Genomic DNA, 21025 nt, shown 5'->3' with positions numbered 1-21025 from the left:
GGGTGCCGCCCGGCGCCGTCATCGGCTACGGCGAGCTGGCGAAGCGGGCGGGATCGCCCGGCGCAGCGCGGGCGGTGGGTCGCGTCATGGCCGCCAATCCCTTGCCCCTGCTGGTGCCGTGCCACCGCGTGCTGCCGTCGGACGGGGGACTGGGCGGCTTCTCCGCCACCGGCGGCGCGGCGCTCAAGGCGCGTCTGCTGCACGCGGAGGGCTACGTGTTCAGCGAGGAGCTGCAGGCCGGACTCGACCACCTGTCCCGCGTCGATCGCAAGCTGGGCCGCGTGATCGCGCGGTCCGGCCCCTACCTGCCCGCCTTCGGCGATCGTGAGGATCCCTACGACATCCTGGTGCTGTCCATCGTGCACCAGCAGATCTCCATGAAGGCGGCCGCGACCATCGCCGGGCGCGTGCGCGCGCTGACGCCCGGCGCCGACTTCCCGGTCCCGGACGAGTTCGCGACCCTCCCGGACGACGCGTTGCGCGGCGCGGGTCTGTCGCGCCAGAAGATCGGCTACTTGCGCGATCTCGCCGCCCGCGTGGGCGACGGGCGTCTGGACCTGCGCTCCCTGCGCCGCCTGGACGACGACTCGGCCATCGCCGCCCTGACCGAGGTCAAGGGCATCGGCGTGTGGACGGCCCAGATGGTTCTGATCTTCCACTTCGGTCGCCTCGACGTCTGGCCCGCGGACGACCTTGGTCTGCAGGATGCGGTCCAGGCCCATCTCGGGCTCTCCGCGCGGCCCATGCCCAGGGAGATGCACCTCCAAGGCGCGCGCTGGGCGCCGTACCGGTCCATGGCCTCGTGGTACCTGTGGCGCACGGTGGATGGGGGCGGGGTCTAGCGGTCCGTCATATGCTCAAGCCGGCTGTTCGCGCATGAGTTGATTCATGTACTGTATGAAATCCGCATCGAACTGCGCATCCAGATGCTCTCGCCAGGCCTCGCGAAAATCGTCCCTGCCGGCCCAATCCCGCATGTACTCCGCCCAGCCAATCCACTGGCGCCGCATGAAATCGGAACTGTGCCCCCTGCTGTAGAAGAAGAAGGCCCGCTCGAACATGGAAACCAGGATTTCGAAGGCGATCATACGTTGCCGGCAGATCTCTGCGGAGGTTGGCTTCGACGGCTGTCGATCGTAGTCATGAAGGCCGAGTTCCGGTCGCTCCAGACAAAACTCGAGGAACTCGCTGTACTTGTCTTGTAGCGAACCGTATGTCTCTTCCTCTCTGGCTCTTTCGGCCATTCTGCGATCCCTCATGAAAACCAGTATCGCGATCGGTATGCCCACCACCGCCGCGATGTTGGCAAGTACCGTCGACCAGTTCACCAGCATATCAAGATTCAATGATGCGACTCCCCGCTCTCGGCTGTCCTTGACGTTCGGCTCACGGCCGGAGTTCGATGCCGGCGAACATGTCGTTCAGGCGTCTCGCGGCGCGCTCCCGCCAGGAACCGCGGTGCCAGGCGTCGCTGGCCAGCAGGGGCAGCAGGACGGTCGCCTCCCCGTAGACCATCTGCTCGTACGAGGTGTCCACCTTGCCCCAGGAGCAGGCTTCCTTCAGGGTCGAGCCGGACAGGGCGCCGTCGCGCTCGTCCGCCACGGTGATCTGCACGGCGTAGCGGTGCATGGGCCTGTCCTCGCCGAGGATCTCCGTGGCCACCACCACGTCCTGGGTGAAGTTCTTGGGCACGCCGCCGCCGACCATCAGGATCCCGGTCTCCGCGAGGGCGAGCTTGATCTGCGTCAGCTCGCGGAAGTCGGCCACCGAGTCGATCGTCAGGTACGCGTCCTTGTGCCACTGGTGATGGAGCAGGCCGAAGCCGGCCGAGCAGTCGCTGAAGGCGGGACAGAAGATCGGCACGCCCTTCCTGTAGGCCGAGTGCACGATGGAGCGGTCGGACTCGACGCCCTTGTCGTCCAGGTAGGCGCCCATGGCGGTGATGAATTCGCGGGAGGAGTGGGGACGGGCCGGCAGCCCGCCGGCGATCCCGGCGATGGTCATGTCGCAGACGCGCAGCTCGTCCTCGTCGATGTACGTATCGTAGATGCGGTCGACGGCCAGCTTCCGCAGCTGCTGGTCGTTGGCGTGGGGCGAGCCCTTGTAGTGGCGGAAACCGAGGGCCTCGAAGAAGTCCTGGTCGACGATGTTGGCGCCCGTCGACACCACGACGTCGACCATGTTCTCGTCGATCATCAGGGCGATGGCGTCCTTGAGCCCGGCGCTGCAGAGCGACCCGGCCAGCGTGAGGATCACGCCGCAGCCCCGGTCGGCGAGCATCCTGTCGAAGATGTCCGCCGCGCGGGCCAGGTTGCGGGCCTGGAACGACATGTCGCGGAAGGCGTCCACGAGCATCCTGGCGTCGAAGGAGGTCACGTCCACGTGGCGGACGACATCCTGCAGGACGTCTTTCTTCTGCATATCAGTTTCCTCCGCGGCCCGCGTCGAGGTAGGCCATCAGCTGGTAGATCAAGCGGGCCGCCAGGAAGTCCGGGGCCCGGTTGCCGGCCATGGGCATGAGTTCGACCACGTCGAAGCCCACGACCAGGCGCCGCATGCAGACCTCCGCGAGGAGGCGCAGGACCTGCCGGTAGCCCAGGCCTCCGGGTTCGGGCGTGCCCGTGGCGGGCATCTCCGCTGGGTCGAGCACGTCCAGGTCGATCGTCACGTAGACGGGTCCGTCCAGCAGGTCCAGGACCGCCCGCGTCGTCTTCCCGGCGGAGAACTCGTGGGCGAAGAACACCCGACGGCGGTCCAGGCCGGGGACCTCGCTCGCGTCCATGCTGCGCACGCCCACCGACACCGTCCTGGCGACCTCGGCGGCCCGCGCCATCACGCACGCGTGGTTGAAACGGGATCCCTCGTAGCTGTCGCGGGTGTCGGCGTGCGCGTCGAGCTGCAGGACGGTCAGGTCCCGGTGCCGCGCCGCATGGGCCTGGATCAGGCCGATGCTCACGGAGTGCTCGCCGCCGAGGCCGATGAGGATCCTGTCCTCCGCCAGCAGCTCCGAGGTGGCCTCGCGTACGGTCGAGACCATCTCTTCCGGCGTCTCGAAGCCTGCCAGCGGCGCCAGGGTCGCGATGCCGCGGCGCCAGGGCTCGCTGTCGGTCTCTATGCAGTAGAGCTCCATGTTGGCCGAAGCGGCCAGCACCGCCCCGGGACCCGCGTCGGCCCCCTTCTGCCAGGTGGACGTCCCGTCGTAGGGGATGGGCAACACGACGAACCGGGCCGCTTCGAGGGATTGCGGCTCATCGAGGCCTCCGAACGCGCCCGGGCGTTCGTGGAGGCGCCAGTGCTTCACTTGTCATCGTCTTCGTCGTCGTCGATCTCGTCTTCGTCGTAGTCATCGAAGTCGTCGAGATCGAGGTCGTCCTCGTCCTCGTCTTCCGGCTTGTCATCGCCGAGTTCGTAGTCCGGGTCGTAGTCGTCGAATTCATCGTCGCGGTTCCTGCGGCTGCGCAACGGCTTCAGATGATCGCGTTCCCGCTCCGCGGAGGTCCTGGAGTCGTAGCGACGCTTGCTGACGGGCTTCTGCACCTCGTCGTTGCCCGAACCTTGAGTCTGGAGAGTCATCGAGCATCCTCCTGCTTTCAGTCGCGTTAGTGCGGCGCTTCAGGACGCCAGGTCGGCCGACGCGTGGTGGGACACGATGAAGCGGTTGACCTCGCGCACGTCGGCGTTGCGGATGTCCAGCTCATCGCGGATCATCTCCCAGATCCGCATGGGGTTGGTCTTTCCGCAGGTGAAGATGTCGAAAGCCATCAAGCCCAGTTCCGCGTACGTGTGCACCGAGCAATGACTCTCGTCCAGCATGACCACGGCGGTGCAGCCGGGCGGAGAATCGCTGCCGAACTTGTATCGGATCTGGGAGATGACCGTTGAACCGGCCAGTTTCGCTGCGCGCGACATCACATCGAGCAGGGTCTGGTCGTCCAGGCACTGCTCGTACGGTACGTCCCGGCAGTCGATCAGGAGGTGTTTTCCCTTGTGCAACTCATGAGCCCCCCGTCGCTGGAGATAAGAGATTTGCCGCCTCACGCTTCTGCTCCCGGGGGGCTTGGGCTTGGGGACAGCAGGAACCGCGTCACACCGCAGCGTGACAGTGGCAAAATTACATTTTCTCCGCGCTTCGTGTCAAGGTGACCGGGACAATGAGGGCAAAAAACCTGAATATCGCAAATGATTGCGAAACCGGGAGTTGAGTCAAATGCGACGATGAGGCGCCGGATTAATTCCTGAACGCGCGGGAAAAGGACCCGCCAATCTGCGGTCTGGACCCCGTCGGGTTCGCGGCGAGGCTCCGCCGACAGACCGCTGTCATCGGCGAAAAACGGCCGATGCCCGCACCCCCCCGCGCGGCCGGAAACGTCCGCCCAAACGGTTGGCCCGGTGTCGGCGGGTCCGTATTATCATCGACGTTCGATCGCAGGCGACGAAACGCTCGACCGCTCCGCCTCTTACGCCGGAAGCGAGATGAAGATGCGCCCCGCCTTGTTGGTTTTCGCGGCGTTCGCCCTGTCGCTCGCCGCCTCCTGCACCCATGCGCCGCCGCAACCGGCAGACGATCCCTGGGAGCGGGCCGTCGCCGATCTGGGCGGCGTCGACGCGGACGCGTTCGCCCGTCTGTCGGCGCCGGAGCGGGAGCGGAGACGGCGGCTGGCCGAAGAGGGCCTCGCGACCCTGCGGCTGTGGAACCACGAGCGGCTGGAGGGCGGCGCGCTCGATTTCGAGATGGACACCTCGGCAAGGGACCTGCTGACCCTCACGCGCCACAGGCCGGACGGCCTGGAGTTCGACGAGGCGGTCAGGCGATGCCGTCTCGTCGTCGAGACCGATCCCACCCGGGCGCGGGTCTGGTACGAGCTGGGTCGCATCGGCACCGAGACCGGTGACTGGACGCGAGCCCGTGCGGACCTCGAGACCGCCTGGTCCGTCCTGCCCCACGACCTTCGCGTCCGGACAGATCCCCATCTGGAGCAGCGCATCGCCCTGGCGGGGGCGTGGCTGCACTACGATCTGGGCCTGTGGGAAGAGGGGTTGGCCTGGTTGGCCCGGCACCGGGGCGCCTGGGTCGTCGATCTGGGCCAGGAGGAGATGCTCGCGCGCGGCCTGCTGCTGGCGGGCGCCGGACATTTCCAGGAGGCCTACCTGGTCGCCCTAGCGATGCCGCCCCTGCGCTACCGGGTGTTCGGGATGTACGAGTCGGGGCTGGGCAAGCGCCAGTCCGGCTACGGCAACCGCTGGATCCAGGCCATGGCCTGGTTCCACCAGGGGGAACAGGAGATGGCCGTGCACGCCCTGGGCACGCCGGCCTCGTCCCGCGTCCACATCCCGCAGATGTCGCGCTACTGGAACGACGTGGCCACACTCTTCGAGGCGCAGGACCGTATCGAGGAGGCGCGTCTCGATCACGCCCTGGGGCTGATCGGACGCGCGCCCATGCTCTATTACCTGCCCTTCGAGGGGTACAGCTTTCCCCCGGTCATCTGCGGGCAACCGGACGTGACCGTGCCGTTCGTCACCCTCCACGAGGACCGCTACGTGGCGGGATCCCTGTTCAGTTACGCCTGCCAGTTGATGTCCGACTGCTCCGCCGCCGCCGACCCGGCGCTGCGGGATGCCCGGGGTGGCAAGGGCTAGAGGCCTTCACCATCTGCATGCGCCGGCGCGACCGGCCCGGGCCGGCGCAGGCCCTGCGCGGGCGCACCCGCTTCTACATGGGCGCCGGCGGGGAAGCGCTGCCGGACCTGCTCGAGTCCAGGCGGGCCCTGGCCGCCGGCGGCCGCGTCGATCCGGTCACCAGCACCGTCATCGGCACCGTCTACATGAACCAGGATCGCGCCGCGATCGCCCTGGACTATCTCGGGGAAGCAGTCGCCGCCGACCCGGAGCTGGCGGTGGCCTGGCGCACATTCGGCGTGGCGCTGGCCAAGGTCAACCGGCACGCGGAGGCGGACACGGCCATGGACCGCGCCGTCGAACTCGACCCCTATGCGGCCAGCGGCTGGTACAACCGCGGACTGCATCATATCAACCGCAAACGCTTCGAACCGGCGCGCGAGGATCTGCTGGTCGCCGCGGGGTTCGCGCCCGACAACCCGCAGATCGGGCAGTTGATCGGTCACCTCGAGAGAGACTGGGAGCTCGCCGACGATCCCGATCTGCTGGCGGCCGCCGAGGCCAGGGCCGACAGCGTCCGCGCAGACCTCGCTTCCGGCGAGTGGCTCGCCCGGAACGTCGCGGGCGACCCCGGCCCGGCCGGCGGGCGCCGCGCGTTCAGCCTCGCCGGCATCGATTTCGAGGCTCGCGCCGATTCCCTCGCCGCGGTCCATGCCGTCGCGCCTACCCCGCAGACGCGCCGGGATCTGGCCGCCGCCCGCGTGCGCGCCGGACAGCCGGAGTCCGCGCTCGAGCTGCTGGTTCCGTGGTGGCCGGACGGGCTCTCCACCCCGGAGATGCTGCTGGTGCTCCAGGCGGACCGCGATCTGGACAGTCCACAGCGGGCGCGTGAGATAGCCGTCTCCCTCGCCGACCGTCCGCCCGCGGTCGCGGACGTGGAGTTCTGGACGCTGGTCGCCCTGATCTGTCTCGATCACGGCGACAGCGACCTCGGCCTGCGCGCCCTCGATGTCGCCATCGGCCTGGCGCCGGCCAATCACGCCCTGACCAGCTATCGCAAGCTCATCGTCGCCGGCGGCTAGCGCGACAGATTCCGATCAAGCGACGGGCCCCCTTGCCGATGATCCTGGACGAGATTCACGTACCTGGTCCGTGGGAGGCTGCTTTGATCGCCCTATCGCCTTCACGCACGCCGTTCCGTCCGGCGTGTACGGCAACCTGCTCGATACTGCTGGCGCTTTGCTGCGTCCTCGTCGCGCCGGGTGCGGACGCGGGCGCGCCGGGCGATGACGACCTGCTGTGGGTGGACGCGACGGCCGCCGGAGCGATGCTGTGCGGACACATGCACTACCTCGTGGATCCCGACGGCGCGCTCGGGCTGGTCGACGTGCTCGACCCGAGGCGCCGTGACGACTGGCGGGACGTGAAGCAGGACGTGCCCAACTTCGGATACACGGGCGACACCTACTGGCTGCGCTTCCGGATGGGGAGCCGGGCCCGCGACTGCGACGACTACCTGCTCGAGATCGCCTATCCCCTGCTGGACGACGTCACCTTCCACCAGGTCCGGGACGGGCAGGCCCTGCAGGTCTACCGGACCGGCGATGCGCTGCCCTTCGCCGAGCGCCCGGTGGAGCACGCCACCTTCGTCTTCCCGGCCACCATGGTCGCCGGCGAACAGTACGACTTCCTGTTGAGGATAAGGTCCACCAGCTCGCTGCAGGCCCCGCTCGCGATCTGGTCCGAGCGGACCTTCCAGAAGGAGGTCAACCGCAGCTATGCGCTGTACGGCTTCTTCTACGGCGTCATGCTGTCGATCATGGTCTACGGCGCCGCCATCTTCCTGTCGATGCGCGAGCGCAACTACCTGTACTTCGTGGCCTATTCCGCCATGTTCGTGGGCATCAAGGCGTCAATGGACGGGATCGCCTATCAGTACCTGTGGCCCTTCTCGCCGTTCTTCCAGGAACACTGCATCACGTTCTTCCTGTCGGCGACGACGGCCGCCGCCTACTTCTTCGCCTCGCACTTCCTGCAGCTCAAGACCAACGCGATCCGTTTGAACCGGTTCTTCATGCTCCTCGCCAGGCTGTCGCTGCTGGGGATGGCTCTGGCCCTGGTCCTGCCCTACGCGGTCATGATCCGGCCGACGCTCGTCCTGGCCCTGGCAGCCGAGTTCCTGGTGCTCGCCACGGGAGGCTGGATCTGGCGGAAATGCGGCTCCCGCCCCGCGCTAATGTTCACCGGAGCCTGGTCCGCCTTCCTGGCGGGCTCGTTGCTGATGATCCTCAGCAAGTTCGGCGTCCTGCCGCGCACGATCTTCACGGAGAACGGGCCGGCGCTGGGCATCATGGCCGAGGCGGCGTTCCTGATCATTGCGCTGACCGAATCCCTCAAGGAGAGCCGCCGCAAGCAAAGACAGTCCGCCACGGAGCTCCTGCGCGTGCAGGCGGAGGCGAGCCGGGAACTCAAGCGGGAGGTGCAGCGGCAGACCGCGGCGATACAGGACATGATGCGCCAGCTGGCACGCGCCAACGAGGAGCTCGACGAGCGGAACAAGCTGGACGGCCTGACGGGCATCTTCAACCGCCACGCCTTCGACGAGCGCCTCGCCGCGGACCACAACCGCGCCGGGCGCAGCGGCTCGCCGCTGTCGCTGCTGATGATCGACATCGATCTCTTCAAGAACTTCAACGACGACTACGGCCACCTGACCGGCGACGAATGCCTCAAGCGGGTGGCCGCGACCATCGCCGAAGAGGCCCGCCGCACGACGGATTTCGCCGCCCGTTACGGCGGCGAGGAGTTTGCCGTGATCCTGGCCGACACGCCGGCCGCCGCGGCCGCCCTGGTGGGCGAACGCATCCGGGCCGCCATCGCGGCGATGGACTTCCGTGTCGACGACACGCGCGTGCCCGTGAGCGTGAGCGTAGGCGTGGGGACGTCGCCGCCCGGCGCGGACGCGCCTGCCGAGGCACTGGTGGCCGCCGCCGACGAGGCGCTGTACCTCGCCAAGGCGAACGGGCGCGACAGGGTGGAGGCGGCTACCGCTCCGGCACCGCAGCCCGCTGCTTGAACCAGTGTTTGTATGCTATCATCCTGACGCCCCTCGCCCGACCACCCGCCGTCAAGGGGGTCGTCGTGTTTCGAATCCTGCTGCTTTGCCTGGTCGTGATTTTGTGGCCGCCGACTGTCTTCGCGACCCCTTGTCATGTTTCTCTCTGGGCCTACACCCATGAAATCCCCCAGGACTTCTACCTTAACGGGATTCTCTGGAATGGCCATGACGTGATTATCGATGCTCTTTATCTCCATACGTGGTGCAGCTGCCCCACACCCAGCGAAGCCGCGACCTGGAGCGCGCTCAAAGCCGCCTATCGCTGATCCACCGCACGTCCCGAATGAATCGAGGCCGCGGCCCTGCTGGACCGCGGCCTTCTTCGTCCGGCATGTTGGAGCTACTCCGCGACCCCCGCCAGGTCCAGCAGGAACGCGTATTCCACGGCCGTGTCGCGGTGCCGCTTGAAGCGGCCCGAGGCGCCGCCGTGACCGGCCGCCAGGTCGGTCCTGAGCAGCAGGAGGTTGTCGTCGGTCTTCAGGGCGCGCAGCTTGGCCACCCACTTGGCCGGCTCGAAGTACTGCACCTGCGAATCGTGCAGGCTGGTGGTCACCAGCAGGTTGGGGTAGTCCCTGGCCGTCACGTTGTCGTAGGGGGAGTAGGCGAGCATGTACTCGTAGGACTCCCGCTCGTGGGGGTTCCCCCACTCGTCGTACTCGCCGGTGGTCAGGGGGATCGATTCGTCGAGCATGGTCGTCACCACGTCCACGAAGGGGACCTGGGCCACCACGCCGTCGAACAGGTCCGGCGCGAGATTCATCACCGCACCCACGAGCAGGCCGCCGGCGCTGCCGCCCATGGCGTAGAGGCGCGCGGGATCGGCGTAGCCCCGCGCGACGAGATCCCGGCCGCAGTCGATGAAATCGTTGAAGGTGTTCATCTTCTTGAGCAGCTTGCCGTCGTCGTACCACCAGCGGCCCATCTCCTCGCCGCCGCGGACGTGGGCCACCGCGTAGCAGAAGCCCCGGTCCAGCAGGCTCAGGCGCGAGAAGCTGAAATAGGCGTCCATGCTCGAGCCGTAGGATCCGTAGCCGTACAGCAGCAGGGGACCCGAGCCGTCCTTCGCGAAGCCCTTGCGGTAGACCAGCGAGATGGGCACCTCGACGCCGTCGCGCGCGGTCGCCGTGATGCGCTCGGTGACGTAGTCGTCGCGCGCGAAGCCGCCCAGGATCTCCTGCTCCTTGCGCAGCGTCTTCGCGTGCGTGCGCATGTCGTAGTCGTAGGTGGACTCGGGCGTGGTCATGGACTCGTAGCCGAAGCGGAGCACGTCGGTGTCCGGTTCGCGATTGGTGTCGATCCAGGCGAGGTAGGCCGGCTCGCCGAAGTCCAGGTCGTGCCAGGGACCGCCCTCGCGTTGGCGGATCCGCAGGTGCGTCAGACCGTCCCGCCGCTCCTGGACGACCAGCCAGTCCGCGAACAGCTCGAAGCCCTCCAGCAGCACGCCGTCGTCGTGCGGCACCACCTCGGTCCAGTTCTCCCAGGCCGTCGCGTCGACCGGCGTGCGCATCAGGCGGAAGTTGCGCGCCCCCCGGTTGGTCTTGACGTAGAAGTGGCCGCCCAGGTGGTCGAGGGAGTGCTCGTGGTCGCGCTCGCGCGGCAGGAACAACGTGAAGGGTTCGGCCGGCGCGCAGGCGTCCACGTAGCGGTATTCGTTGCTCACCGACTGGTCGCAGCCGATGATCACGTAGCGACGCGACTTCGTCTTGTAGACGTACACGCCGAAGGTGTCGTCGTCCTCCTGGTAGACCAGCGCATCGCCGGCGGGATCGGTGCCCAACTCGTGGCGCCAGATCTGGTAGGGCCGCAGGGTAGTCGGGTCCTTCTTGCCGTAGAAGAGGGTCTTGCCGTCCTCGGCCCAGGCCAGGTTGCCGTGCGTTTCGGGGATGGACTCTGGATACCACTCGTCAGTGTCGAGATTCTTGAAGCGGATCGTGTAGAGACGGCGCCCCACGACGTCCTCGGCCACGACCAGCACGTTGCGGTCCGAGTTGACCTGCACCGACCGCGCCGCGTAGTAGGTCTGTCCCTCGGCGCGTTCGTTGGCGTCCAGCATCACCTCCTCGGGCGCGTCCAGGGAGACCTCCTTGCGGCAGTAGTAGGCGTATTCGCGGTCCTCCTCGTAACGCCGGTAGTACCAGTAGCCGTCGTACAGGTAGGGGACGGTGTTGTCGTCCTGCTTGATCCGGCCGACGATCTCGTCGAACAGGGTTTCCCGCAGCCCGGAGGTGTGCGCGGTCATGGCCTCGGTGTAGGCGTTCTCGGCCTCCAGGTAGGCGATGACCTCCGGGTCCTCCCGCCGGTTGAGCCAGTAGTAGTCGTCGACGCGGGTGTGGCCGAACTCCGTGAAGGTCGTGGGCTCGATCCTGGCGATCGGCGGTCCCGGGGGCGGGGCGGAGTCGGAACGGCCGAGCGGGACGAGGACCAGGGCGAACAGGGCCGTCGCGAAACGTGCTTGCATGTTGGGACCGCCTGGTTGAACCGGGGTTGTGCGGACCGGTGGATCATAAACGATTCGTCCGCGCGGGCAAACTACGGGTTATGCCGTGCCGTGGTTGCAGGGATGTGCTATGCTTCGTTCATCGCCCGGCGAGGAGTCATGTACGATGCGAACGGCTGGTATCATCCTTTTGGCGGGTCTTTTCTGGATCGTCCCGGCCGGGGCGACCGATTTCTACTTCCACATGTCCTGGGAGCGCGACGCCGAGGTGACCCACGCGACGGCAGAGCCCGGCGACCTCCTGCGGGTCTTCATCCGCATGGACACCAGCGCGTACTGGCTGGGACTGACCCTGGAAAGCGTCTCGTTCCCGATCTCGTCCGATTATCCCCTGACCCACCTCAGCACGACGTCGCTCAACGACAACATAGCCGTCGCGTGGCATCAGCAGGAAGGGTGCGGCGAGGTGTCCTGGACTTCGATCGGTTGCGGGGTGCGGGTCATAGAGACCATCGAGTACGTCTCCGAGCACGTCTTCCGGGTGGAGGCCTGTCCCGGGCACGGCGAGGGCAGCTGCGTCATGACCTGGTCGCCCGGCTTCGTCGAACCCCTGCTCTACATCTGGGAGAACGACGACTGCAGCGGCTATCTGGTGGAGTACTTCGCCGTCGGCGGCATCCTGTACCTGGACGTGGCGGTGCCGAACGCGGACGCGACCTGGGGCGGCGTCAAATCCCTGTACCGCGTACCCTAGACATACCGCCCCGTACGCACTAGGCTGCACGCAGAACCCCTGCGAAGGCGAGCCCATGCCTCCTGCCACCGTCATGACCGGCCTCGACATCCTGCTCGCCGACCGTTGTCGCGCGCTGCGCGGCCAGCGCGTGGGCCTGCTCTGCCATCCGGCGTCGGTGGACGCGCAGCTGCGCCACGCCGCGCTCCTGCTGCGCGACGCCGGCGTGGACCTGCGCGCCCTCTTCGGCCCCCAGCACGGCCTGCGCGGCGAGACCCAGGACAACATGGTCGAATGGGATGGTTTCCACGATCCCGTGACCGGCCTGCCGGTCTACTCTCTCTACGGCGAGCACCGCAAGCCGACGGCGGCCATGCTGCGCGGCATCGACACCCTGGTGGTCGATCTGCAGGACATCGGCGCGCGCTACTACACCTTCGTCTGGACCCTGCTGCACTGCCTGGAGGCCTGCGCCGAGCAGGGCAAGCGCGTGGTGGTGTTGGACCGGCCCAATCCCCTGGGCGGCGATCGCGAGGGCAACGTCCTCGACATGCGCTGGCGGTCGTTCGTGGGCCTCGCGCCCATCCCCATGCGCCACGGCTTGACCATCGGCGAGATGGCCCTCTGCTTCCGCGACCTCTACGACCTGCTGGTGGAGCTCGAGGTGGTGCGCATGGAGGGCTGGCGTCCGGGCATGCTCTTCGACGAGACGGGACTGCCCTGGGTGATGCCGTCGCCCAACATGCCGACCCTGGACACGGCGCTGGTCTACCCCGGCATGTGCCTGCTCGAGGGCACGGAGCTGTCCGAGGGACGCGGCACCACGCGGCCCTTCGAGATCTGCGGCGCGCCGTACGTCGATCCCGCGCGGCTGGCCGCCGCCATGGCGGACCATGGCCTGCCGGGCTGCGCCTTTCGCCCGCTGCACTTCGAGCCCGCCTTCCAGAAGCACGCCGGACGGCTCTGCGGCGGCGTGCAGATCCACGTCTTCGACCGCGACAGCTTCCTGCCGGTGCAGACCGCGATCGCCCTGCTGGCCGCGGTGCGCGCGCTGTGGCCCCGGGACTTCGCCTGGCGCCAGCCGCCCTACGAGTACGAGTACGAACGCCTGCCCATAGACATCCTGGCCGGCGGGCCCGACCTGCGCGAGGCCATCGACGCGGGCGCGGACCACCTGTCGATCACCCGCCACTGGGACGCGGATCTCCTGCAGTTCGAAATCGTCGTGCGGGAGTGCTGGCGCTATGGCCCGTGACGCCGGATGCGTGCGCCGCGTGATGCTGCTGGCCGCCGGCCTCGGCAACCGGCTGCGCCCCCTCACCGACCACACGCCCAAGCCCCTGCTGATCCTCGGCGGCGAGCCGCTGCTGTCGCGCATCGCCGGCCGCCTTAGCGCCGCCGGGATCCGTCACCTGGGCATCAACGTCCATCATCTGGCCGGCCAGGTCGCCGCGAGCGCGCGCGAGCTGGACGGTTTCGACGAGGTGCTCGTCTTCCCCGAGCCCGAGATCCTCGGTACCGGCGGCGCCCTGTGGGGCGCCCGCGACTTCCTGCGCGAAGGCGATCATTTTCTGCTGCACAACGGCGACGTGGACTGCGACGCGGACCTCGCGTCGCTGTGCGACGCCCACCTCGCCGGCGGCGCGGCGGCCACCCTGCTGCTGGTGGACTGGCCGGAGGTGAACTCGGTGCGTCTCGGCGGCGACGGCCGGGTCCGCGACATCGCCGGGCGCCTCGGCGCCGTCCCCGCGCCGGACGACCGCCTGCTCACCTACACCGGCGTGGCCGTCTGCGCGCGGCGGTTTCTGGATCTGCTGCCCGACGGCCCGAGCGATCTGGTCGACGCGCTGCTCGCGGCGGTCGCCGACGACAGCCGGGGCGTGCGCGGCGTGGCCCCGGTCGGTCTGCTCAGGAACGACCTCGGCACGCCCGGCCGCTACCTCGACGCGCTGCTGCGGGAGGACTGCGCGTTGGACATCGACGTCACCGCCGCGGCCGTGAACGCGCTGCCCCTGGTGCGCAACGCCGGCTGGGACGTCGCCGTACCCCGGCGGTTGGCCCTGCAGGGCTCCGACCGCGGTTTCTGGCGCCTGCACAGCGGCGAGGCGTCGGCGGTGCTGATGAAGAGCGCCCCGGACGATCCCGACTTCGCGAGGTACGTGGCGATCGGGCGCTTCCTGCAGACCGAGGGGCTGGGCGGCCCGGCGATCTATGCCCACGACGACGCCGATGCCGCGGTGCTGATGGAGGACCTCGGCGACGACACCCTGCACCGCCTCGCCCGCGCCGGGCCGGCGTATCTGCTCGATCCCTACCGGCGCGCCCTGGACCTGCTCGTCTTGCTGCAGACGGCGGGGACGGACGCGCTGGCGCGCGGCCCCGCCGCCGCGGCGCGCGTCTTCGACGCCGAGGTCGTCGGCTGGGAGCACGACTACTTCCGCGAGCGCTTCCTGCTCGGCGAGGCGGGACTGTCCCCGGCGGATCTCGCGGGTCTCGACGACGATCTCGCGCGCGTGGGCGCGGCCGTGCTCTCCCAGCCCGTGGTATTAATGCACCGCGACTTCCAGTCGCAGAACATCCTGCTGCGGGACGGCCGGGCCCGCCTCGTCGATTTCCAGGGCGCGCGCCGCGGGCCTTACGCCTACGACCTGATGTCCCTGCTGCGCGACGCCTACGTCGACCTCGGCGATGCCAACCGCGAGGCGTTGCTCGATTACTACCGCCGAGCCGCCGCGGTTGCCGGCCGGCCGGCGCCGGCGGCCTTCGCACGCGACATCACCGCCGCCGGCCTCCAGAGGGTGATGCAGGCCCTGGGCGCCTTCGGTTTCCTCGCCGGCGTCAAGGGCAAGAGCGCCTTCCGCGACCACGTGCCGCTGGGGGTGCGGCACCTTGCCGCGTTGCTGGCGGCGTGGCGGGGATTGCCGGGGGAGGAGCCGCTGGGGCGGCTGGAGATGATATCCCAACGCCTCGTCGGCGCATGACGCCAGAGCTCATCGACGATCCTGCATTCGCGCGTGACCAATCGACGTACCAAGCTGTCTGGATACGTGGCGGCCGCCGATCCTGAACCACCGGACGCTTGCGACGACGCGCGCCCGTGTTTAGTATCGGCGCCGTCGCACCTTGGATACGACACGGAATCGTCAACATGAGGAGAGTGCAAACATGCGGAGAAAAGCGATCGTCTGCGTCGCCGTGCTGGCCGCGGCAGCCGCCGCGAACGCCGGGGCGTGGGAGAAGACCGCCGACCTCGGTCTGCTCTTCAGCCAGAGCAGCTACAGCGACGAGTGGGCCGGCTCCGAGCTGGGCACCATGACCTGGACCTTCAATGCGGACATGGTGGCGGCCAGGAACATGTCCGCGTCCACCAACTGGAAGAACACGCTCAAGCTGAAGTACGGCCAGACCCACCAGGAGAAGGAGGCCGACGGCGGCAAGGCCTGGGCCCGGCCCCTGAAGTCCACCGACCGCGTCTTCCTGGAATCGCTCATGCGCTTCGGCGTCGAGCATCCGATCACGCCCTACGCCGCGTTCACCGTGGAGAGCCAGTTCCACGACGGCGGCAACAACCTCCTCGCGCCGGCCCTGCTGACCGAGTCGTCTGGCGTCGGGCGCACGCTGGTCAAGGACGAGCGGACCGAGCTGCTGACGCGCGTCGGTTTCGCCGCCCGCCAGCGCATGGCCCACGGCGTGAAGACCGTCAACGACGCCGGCGTGGAGTGGGTCAGCGACCTGTCGCACACCTTCAGCGAGAACCTCAAGGCCGTCTCCAAGCTGCGCGTCTTCCAGGCGGTGACCAGCAGCGCCAGCGACGACCTGGCCGGCCTGCCCGGCCAGGACGACTGGAAGGGCGTCGACATGGCCTGGGAGACCACCTTCTCGGCGGCCGTCTCCAAGTACATCCAGGCCACGCTGTTCTTCGAGGTGCTCTACGACGAGGAGATCGTCAGCAAGGCGCGCTACCGCGAGCTCTTCGGCTTCGGCGTGACCTACAAGCTGTTCTAGTCCCGTAGCGGAGGGATGATTCATGGAGAACACTGACAAGATCCTCGATGCGCTGGTGGACTTCGCCACCGGCTACGGCATCGAGGTCGTGGGCGCGATCGCGGTCCTGATCGTCGGCCGCATCGTGGCCGGCTGGGCGCGCAAACTGGTGCGCAAGGCGCTGGGCAGGACCGATGTCGACCGGGCCATCGTCTCGTTCCTGGACAGCCTGGCCTACTACGGCATCATCGTCTTCACGGTGATCTCGGCGCTGAAGAACTTCGGCGTGGAGACGGCCTCGCTGGTGGCCGTGCTGGGCGCCGCGGGCTTCGCAGTCGGCTTCGCCCTGCAGGGTTCGCTGAGCAACTTCGCCGCGGGCGTCATGCTGCTGGTGTTCCGGCCCTTCAGGATCGGCGATTTCGTCGATGCGGGCGGCGCCGCCGGCACGGTCAGGGAGATGAACCTCTTCACGACCGTCGTGCACTCGCCGGACAACATCAAGATCATCGTGCCCAACAGCAAGATCTTCGGCGACACCATCAAGAACATCACCGCCGAGGACACGCGCCGCGTGGACATGGTCGTGGGCATCGGCTACGGCTCGGACATCCCCAAGGCCATGCGGATCATGCAGGGACTGCTCGACGACGATGCGCGCGTCCTGCGTGACCCCGCGCCCCAGATCGCGGTCGGCGAGCTGGCCGACTCGAGCGTCAACTTCGTGGTCCGTCCCTGGTGCAGGAAGGAGGACTACTGGGGCGTGAAGTTCGACTTCAACCGGGCCGTCAAGGGCGCCTTCGACCGCGACGGCATCGAGATCCCCTTCCCGCAGCTGATGGTGCACAAGCCGGCGTGACGGGAGACAGACCGGACGATCAGGGGGCCGTTCCCGCGGGAGCGGCCCCCTTTTCCGTCAGCATCACGGCAGCCGACGCCGCCAGCCCCGGGAAGATCGACTCCACGCCCAGCCACGGACCGCCGCCGCCCAGGGCCAGCCAGGACAGGGACACGACGGCCGAAACGCACATGGACAGCGCGACGCGCCGTCCCGACCGGCGGCGCCGGCCGTGCGCCAACAGCACGGGCAGCAGCAGCACCGGCGTGCCCACGCTGCCCAGGTGGTGCCAGAGCTCGATCACCGACCCCGACCACAGCGCCAGCCCGACCGACAGGGCGCCGACGACCGGCAGGGCCCGGCGCGACGCGCGCAGGGAGGCCGCCTCGTCGCCGGGACGTCCGCGCAGCTTGGACCAGATGTCGCGGCCGCCGGTGACCGCCGCCACGAAGGCGTTGGTGTCGACGGTCGACATGATCGTCGCCAGCAGGCCCGTGACGAACAGACCGCGCCACACCGGCGGCAGGACCTCGGCGGCCAGCAAGGGGAAGGCGGCCATGGGTCGTTCCAGGGCGGGCAGCACGGCGCGCGCGTACAGGCCGGCGGTGGTGGTCAGGAAGTCGAACAGGATCCAGAAGCCCACCGAGACGAACAGTCCCCGGCGGGCGGTGCGCCCGTCGCGGGCGGCGTAGCAGCGCTGGTAGAAGGCCGGCTCCACGAGGGTCGAGGCCGCGATAACGTACCACACAGCCACCGCCTGGAAGCCGCGCCCGCCGCTCCAGGTCAGGTGCGACGCGGGCAGGGCGCCGCGCAGGTAATCCCAGCCGCCATACTTCGCCGCGCAGACCGGCACCAGCACGACGAACCCCAGGAACATCAGCGCGAACTGCAGCTTGTCCGTGCCCACGATGGCCCGCAGGCCGCCGCGCAGCACGTAGCCCAGCGACAGCGCCGCGCCCAGGGTCACGCCCAGCCACAGGGGCCAGCCCGTGGCCATCTCCACCAGCACGCCGAGCATGAGCACGTAGGCCGCCGGCACGGTCATCACGAAGATGGTCGCCGCGCCCAGCAGCGCCGGCGTCCGGCCGTAGCGGTCGTGGAGCAGCTCGGGCAGGGTCAGCACGCGGGACTGCCGCGCCCGCCGCGCCAACAACACGGCGAAAGCGACGGCGTACAGGTAGTAGGGGGCGCCGAAGACCAGCCAGTTGCTCACCCCGTAGGTCCAGGCGTACTCGCCGACGCCCAGGATGCCGCCGTACCAGGACGAGACCATGGTCGCGACGAAGGCGGGCAGGGTGAGGCGGCGCCCGGCCACTATGTAGTTGGCCTCGGTCTCGGACGGCCGGCGGAACAGGCGCAGCACCGCGTAGAGCAGGAAGAAGACGTAGACCGCGGCGAAGGTCATTCCGACATCCCGCGCAGGAATAGGCCCAGCCGCTCGTTGCCGATCGACGCCAGCACCGAGCCCTCGTAGACCTCGATACGCAGGGGAGGCGCGGCGACCTTGTTGGAGATCGAAAGGTCGCCGCCGTAGATCAGCACCTCGTCGGACACCGGCCATCGCGCGCCCGTCACCTCGCCCAGCAGGGCCGGGGACGCCAGGGGCGCGAGGGAGAAGGTCGTGCCGGCCGGCAGGTCCCAGATCACGGATTCGCCGGCGCCGATCCGCACGGACGTGCAGTGCTCGTTGGCCACGCAGATGCGCATGCGGTCGGCGAAGCCCTCCACCAGGGACAGGTTGTAGAGCGTGTGATCCAGGCGCCTGCCCGTGGCGCCTAGCAGCACGGCCTCGCGACAGCCGAGGTCCAGGGCGTGCAGCAGCGCCTTCTCCGTATCGGTCGTCTCCTGGTCCTCGATGTGCAGGAAGGGCGGGTCGTCCGCGCCGATGAGCTTGCCCATCATCGTGTCCAGGTCGCCGATGATGGCGTCCGGACGGCGCGGCAAACGCTCGTAGGTCAGGGCGGCCCAGTCGGCGGCGAAGAAGAAGTCGGCCATCTCCACCCAGTGGGCCAGGCACTCGTAGGCCGGCTCCTCGCCGCCTCCCAGGATCACGGCCCGCAGGCCGGTCTTGGCGAAGACGATGTCCGCCTCGCGTCCGAAGGGCGGCGCTTCCGTCATGGCGGCTCCTCTAGAATACGTAGTGCACGCCGGCCAGCACGTTGCGGCCCGCGGCGGGTATCAGCCAGCGGCCACCGTACCAGTAGCCCGTGGTCTCGTACATCTGGTCGAGCAGGTTGTCGACGCGCACGTCCAGGCGCGTGGCGCCCGCCAGGCCGCCCAGGTCCAGGCCCGCGGCCAGGTCGAGGGTGGCGTAGCCGTCGATGGTGCGCGCGTCCAGGCCCGAATTGTCCAGGTGCTGCCGGCCGACGCTGCGCAGGCGCAGGCGCGAGTCCAGCGCGCCGAAGTCGGACACGAGCGCCACGCTCGCCAGGTGGCGCGGGAACAGGGCGAGGGGATTGCCGCTCTGGTCGAAGGCGCCGGCGCTCCAGGTGTCGGGATCGAAGGTGGCGACGTAGGTGTCGAACTCGTCCCAGCTCGTCGAAGCGGCCACCTTCAGCGTGTGGGTGTCGGTAAGCCTGGCGGCCAGGCCCAGCTCCACGCCGCGGTGCAGGGTCTTATCGGCGTTGCCCCGGATCGGGGCGCCGTCGTCGTCCACCGCGCCGTAGGCGATGATCTCGTGGTCGAAGTCCATCCAGTAGCCGTTGAGCGTCAGCGAGACGCGTTCGCCGCGCCAGGACGCCCCCAGCTCGTAGTCGACCGCCCGCTCCTGCCGCACGTAGGGGTCGGACCACTCCAGATAGTCGAACGTCCCGTCGCCGTCCTCGTCGACGGGCACGCTCTCGCGGAACAGGGGGCTGACGCCCACGTCATCGGGCCCGTCCCAGGTGTCGAAGAGCTCGCCGTCGGCGGGCTCGCGATGGGTCTTGCCCACGTGGGCGTACAGGGCCGCGCGCCCGCCGAAGGGGCGCGACGGCAGCTCCCAGTGGATGCCGCCCTTGGGGTTGAAGAAGTCGTAGTCGACCCGGTAGGCGTGGCGGTCGGCGCCGGTGAAGTTGCCCACCGCGTCCTGCTCGAAGCGGTACTGCTTGTGCTGCAGCTGCAGGTCCGCCAACAGGGTCAGCCCGGGCACGGCTTCCCACATCTCGTTGACGTAGACGCTCCAGGCCTGCTTGTCGCCGGTGTAGCCGTAGTAGCGCAGGTCCTCGCCGGGGCCGCCGGGCATGCCGTCGACGCGCAGCACGTCGCCCCAGTGGTCGCTGTGGAAGTCGTAGATGTCGCCCCCGACGATGGTGCGGCCGCCGCCGTGTCGCAGCTGCAGGTGCGACACCCAGCCCACCTGGTTCTTGTCCACGTTCTTGCGGCGGACCAGGTCCACCGCGGCGTCCGGGTCGAGGCCCAGCAGGGCGTCCAGGCTGAAATCGGCCGCGTCCACGCCTTCCTTCAGGTTCTCGTAGAAGCCCTCGCCGTGGATCCAGAAGACCGCGTTCTCGGCGGTGAAGCGGTCCGACAGGCGCCACTGGTGGTGCAGCTCGTAGTGGGGCTGGCGGAAGTCGTCGACGGCGTCCGCGTAGGTCTCGGGATTGTGGCGGCGGTCGGCCGCGAGATCGTCCTCGAAGGCCGCGTTCCAGCCGTGCTGCGACTCCTCGCGCCCGGTGTAGATCTTCGCCCGGGTCGTGCTGTTCTCGGTCAGGTAGCGGGCGCTCCAGAACAGGCCCCACAGCTTGCTGCCAGTGCGGTCGCGGTAGCCGTCGCTCTCCAGGCGCGACAGGCGCAGGGCCGACTGGAAGCGGCCGTCCAGCAATCCCGTCTGGTAGGAGGCGGTCTGTTTCCAGGTGCCGTAACTGCCGCCCATCAGCGACAGCCGCAGTTCGCGCTCTGGCGTGAACAGATCGGTCACGAGATTGACCGTCCCGCCGATGGCGGTCGTGGCGCCCAGCGAGTTGGTGATGCCGCGCTGGACCTGCACGTCCTGCACCGACGAGGCGAGATCGGGCAGGTCGACCCAGTAGACCTGGTGGTCCTCGGGATCGTTCAGCGGGATGCCGTCGATCATCACGCCCACGCGCTTCTGGTCGAAGCCGCGGATGTTCAGGTAGGTGTAACCCACGCCGTTGCCGGCGTCCGACCAGGCGTGCAGACCCGGCGTGTCCTCGAGCAGCAGGGGGATGTCGGCGACGCCGATGCGGCCGGCCAGCTCCTCGCGCGTGAGGTTGGCGTGGCTCAGGTGGACGTCGTCGCCGTAGCGCGAGGCGGTGACGACCACGTCGGAGGCCTGGTGGACGGCGGCGGTGTCGGCGG

The 21025-nt window shown here is 68.6% G+C and carries 19 protein-coding genes; 10 read left to right on the top strand and 9 right to left on the bottom strand.

The genetic code is table 11. From position 1 onward, the window contains the following. On the top strand, positions 1–842 hold an 842-nt coding region (locus KJ554_11080), incomplete at its 5' end, for a methylated-DNA--[protein]-cysteine S-methyltransferase (GenBank protein MBU0742879.1). Between the two features lie 15 nt (positions 843–857). Here KJ554_11080 and KJ554_11075 read toward each other — a convergent pair. The 5 genes from KJ554_11075 to speD are packed head-to-tail and all read right to left on the bottom strand — an operon-like array spanning position 858 to position 3993. Continuing rightward, positions 858–1346: a hypothetical protein gene (locus KJ554_11075; GenBank protein MBU0742878.1), complete on the bottom strand. Its 489-nt coding sequence runs from the start codon at positions 1344–1346 to the stop codon at positions 858–860. Positions 1347–1386: 40 nt separating this feature from the next. Further along, entirely contained in the window at positions 1387–2421 is a 1035-nt protein-coding gene (locus KJ554_11070; GenBank protein MBU0742877.1) for a deoxyhypusine synthase, read from the bottom strand. 1 nt (position 2422) lies between these two features. Next, complete coding sequence (speB, locus tag KJ554_11065; protein MBU0742876.1) at positions 2423–3301, bottom strand: agmatinase; 879 nt, start codon at positions 3299–3301, stop codon at positions 2423–2425. Next, positions 3298–3573, bottom strand: coding sequence for a hypothetical protein (locus KJ554_11060; GenBank protein ID MBU0742875.1), 276 nt, complete (start codon positions 3571–3573; stop codon positions 3298–3300). Before KJ554_11060 ends, speB begins: the two co-directional genes overlap by 4 nt. A gap of 39 nt (positions 3574–3612) precedes the next feature. Continuing rightward, positions 3613–3993, bottom strand: coding sequence for an adenosylmethionine decarboxylase (gene speD / locus KJ554_11055; protein MBU0742874.1), 381 nt, complete (start codon positions 3991–3993; stop codon positions 3613–3615). A 480-nt stretch (positions 3994–4473) separates the two neighbouring features. Here speD and KJ554_11050 point away from each other — a divergent pair, with 480 nt between their 5' ends. From KJ554_11050 to KJ554_11035, 4 genes are all read left to right on the top strand, one after another. Next, positions 4474–5640 (top strand): hypothetical protein, encoded by a 1167-nt coding sequence (locus KJ554_11050; GenBank protein MBU0742873.1) that lies wholly within the window; start codon positions 4474–4476, stop codon positions 5638–5640. Between the two features lie 17 nt (positions 5641–5657). Beyond that, a complete protein-coding gene (locus KJ554_11045) occupies positions 5658–6701 on the top strand; it encodes a hypothetical protein (protein MBU0742872.1) in 1044 nt (347 codons plus the stop codon). 83 nt (positions 6702–6784) lie between these two features. Then, positions 6785–8695, top strand: coding sequence for a diguanylate cyclase (locus KJ554_11040; protein ID MBU0742871.1), 1911 nt, complete (start codon positions 6785–6787; stop codon positions 8693–8695). A gap of 65 nt (positions 8696–8760) precedes the next feature. Then, entirely contained in the window at positions 8761–9003 is a 243-nt protein-coding gene (locus KJ554_11035) for a hypothetical protein (protein ID MBU0742870.1), read from the top strand. 74 nt (positions 9004–9077) lie between these two features. On the opposite strand, the gene KJ554_11030 is transcribed toward KJ554_11035, so the two are convergent. Further along, a complete protein-coding gene (locus KJ554_11030; protein ID MBU0742869.1) occupies positions 9078–11195 on the bottom strand; it encodes a S9 family peptidase in 2118 nt (705 codons plus the stop codon). Between the two features lie 145 nt (positions 11196–11340). Here KJ554_11030 and KJ554_11025 point away from each other — a divergent pair, with 145 nt between their 5' ends. From KJ554_11025 to KJ554_11005, 5 genes are all read left to right on the top strand, one after another. After that, positions 11341–11928 (top strand): hypothetical protein, encoded by a 588-nt coding sequence (locus tag KJ554_11025; GenBank protein MBU0742868.1) that lies wholly within the window; start codon positions 11341–11343, stop codon positions 11926–11928. 73 nt (positions 11929–12001) lie between these two features. Further along, positions 12002–13162: a DUF1343 domain-containing protein gene (locus tag KJ554_11020; GenBank protein MBU0742867.1), complete on the top strand. Its 1161-nt coding sequence runs from the start codon at positions 12002–12004 to the stop codon at positions 13160–13162. Further along, on the top strand, positions 13152–14888 hold the full coding sequence (locus KJ554_11015) for a phosphotransferase (protein MBU0742866.1): 1737 nt from the start codon (positions 13152–13154) through the stop codon (positions 14886–14888). The genes KJ554_11020 and KJ554_11015 overlap by 11 nt, the downstream gene beginning before the upstream one ends. Before the next feature lie 184 nt (positions 14889–15072). Next, a complete protein-coding gene (locus KJ554_11010; GenBank protein ID MBU0742865.1) occupies positions 15073–15912 on the top strand; it encodes a DUF3078 domain-containing protein in 840 nt (279 codons plus the stop codon). A 22-nt stretch (positions 15913–15934) separates the two neighbouring features. After that, positions 15935–16747 carry a mechanosensitive ion channel gene (locus tag KJ554_11005; protein ID MBU0742864.1) on the top strand — a complete coding sequence of 271 codons (813 nt, stop codon included), beginning with the start codon at positions 15935–15937 and terminating at the stop codon, positions 16745–16747. A 19-nt stretch (positions 16748–16766) separates the two neighbouring features. Here the strand turns inward: KJ554_11005 and KJ554_11000 are convergent, their stop codons facing one another. The 3 genes from KJ554_11000 to KJ554_10990 form a co-directional block, all read right to left on the bottom strand. Continuing rightward, positions 16767–18131, bottom strand: coding sequence for a sodium:solute symporter family protein (locus tag KJ554_11000; protein ID MBU0742863.1), 1365 nt, complete (start codon positions 18129–18131; stop codon positions 16767–16769). Continuing rightward, positions 18128–18844 (bottom strand): thiamine diphosphokinase, encoded by a 717-nt coding sequence (locus KJ554_10995; protein ID MBU0742862.1) that lies wholly within the window; start codon positions 18842–18844, stop codon positions 18128–18130. The genes KJ554_11000 and KJ554_10995 overlap by 4 nt, the downstream gene beginning before the upstream one ends. A gap of 10 nt (positions 18845–18854) precedes the next feature. Continuing rightward, on the bottom strand, positions 18855–21025 hold a 2171-nt coding region (locus tag KJ554_10990; GenBank protein MBU0742861.1), incomplete at its 5' end, for a TonB-dependent receptor.

The organism is bacterium (genome assembly GCA_018814885.1).
Lineage (GTDB): Bacteria > Krumholzibacteriota > Krumholzibacteriia > LZORAL124-64-63 > LZORAL124-64-63 > JAHIYU01.
The sequence above is the reverse complement of the archived record's forward strand: the minus strand, read 5'-3'. Positions and strand labels throughout refer to the sequence as shown.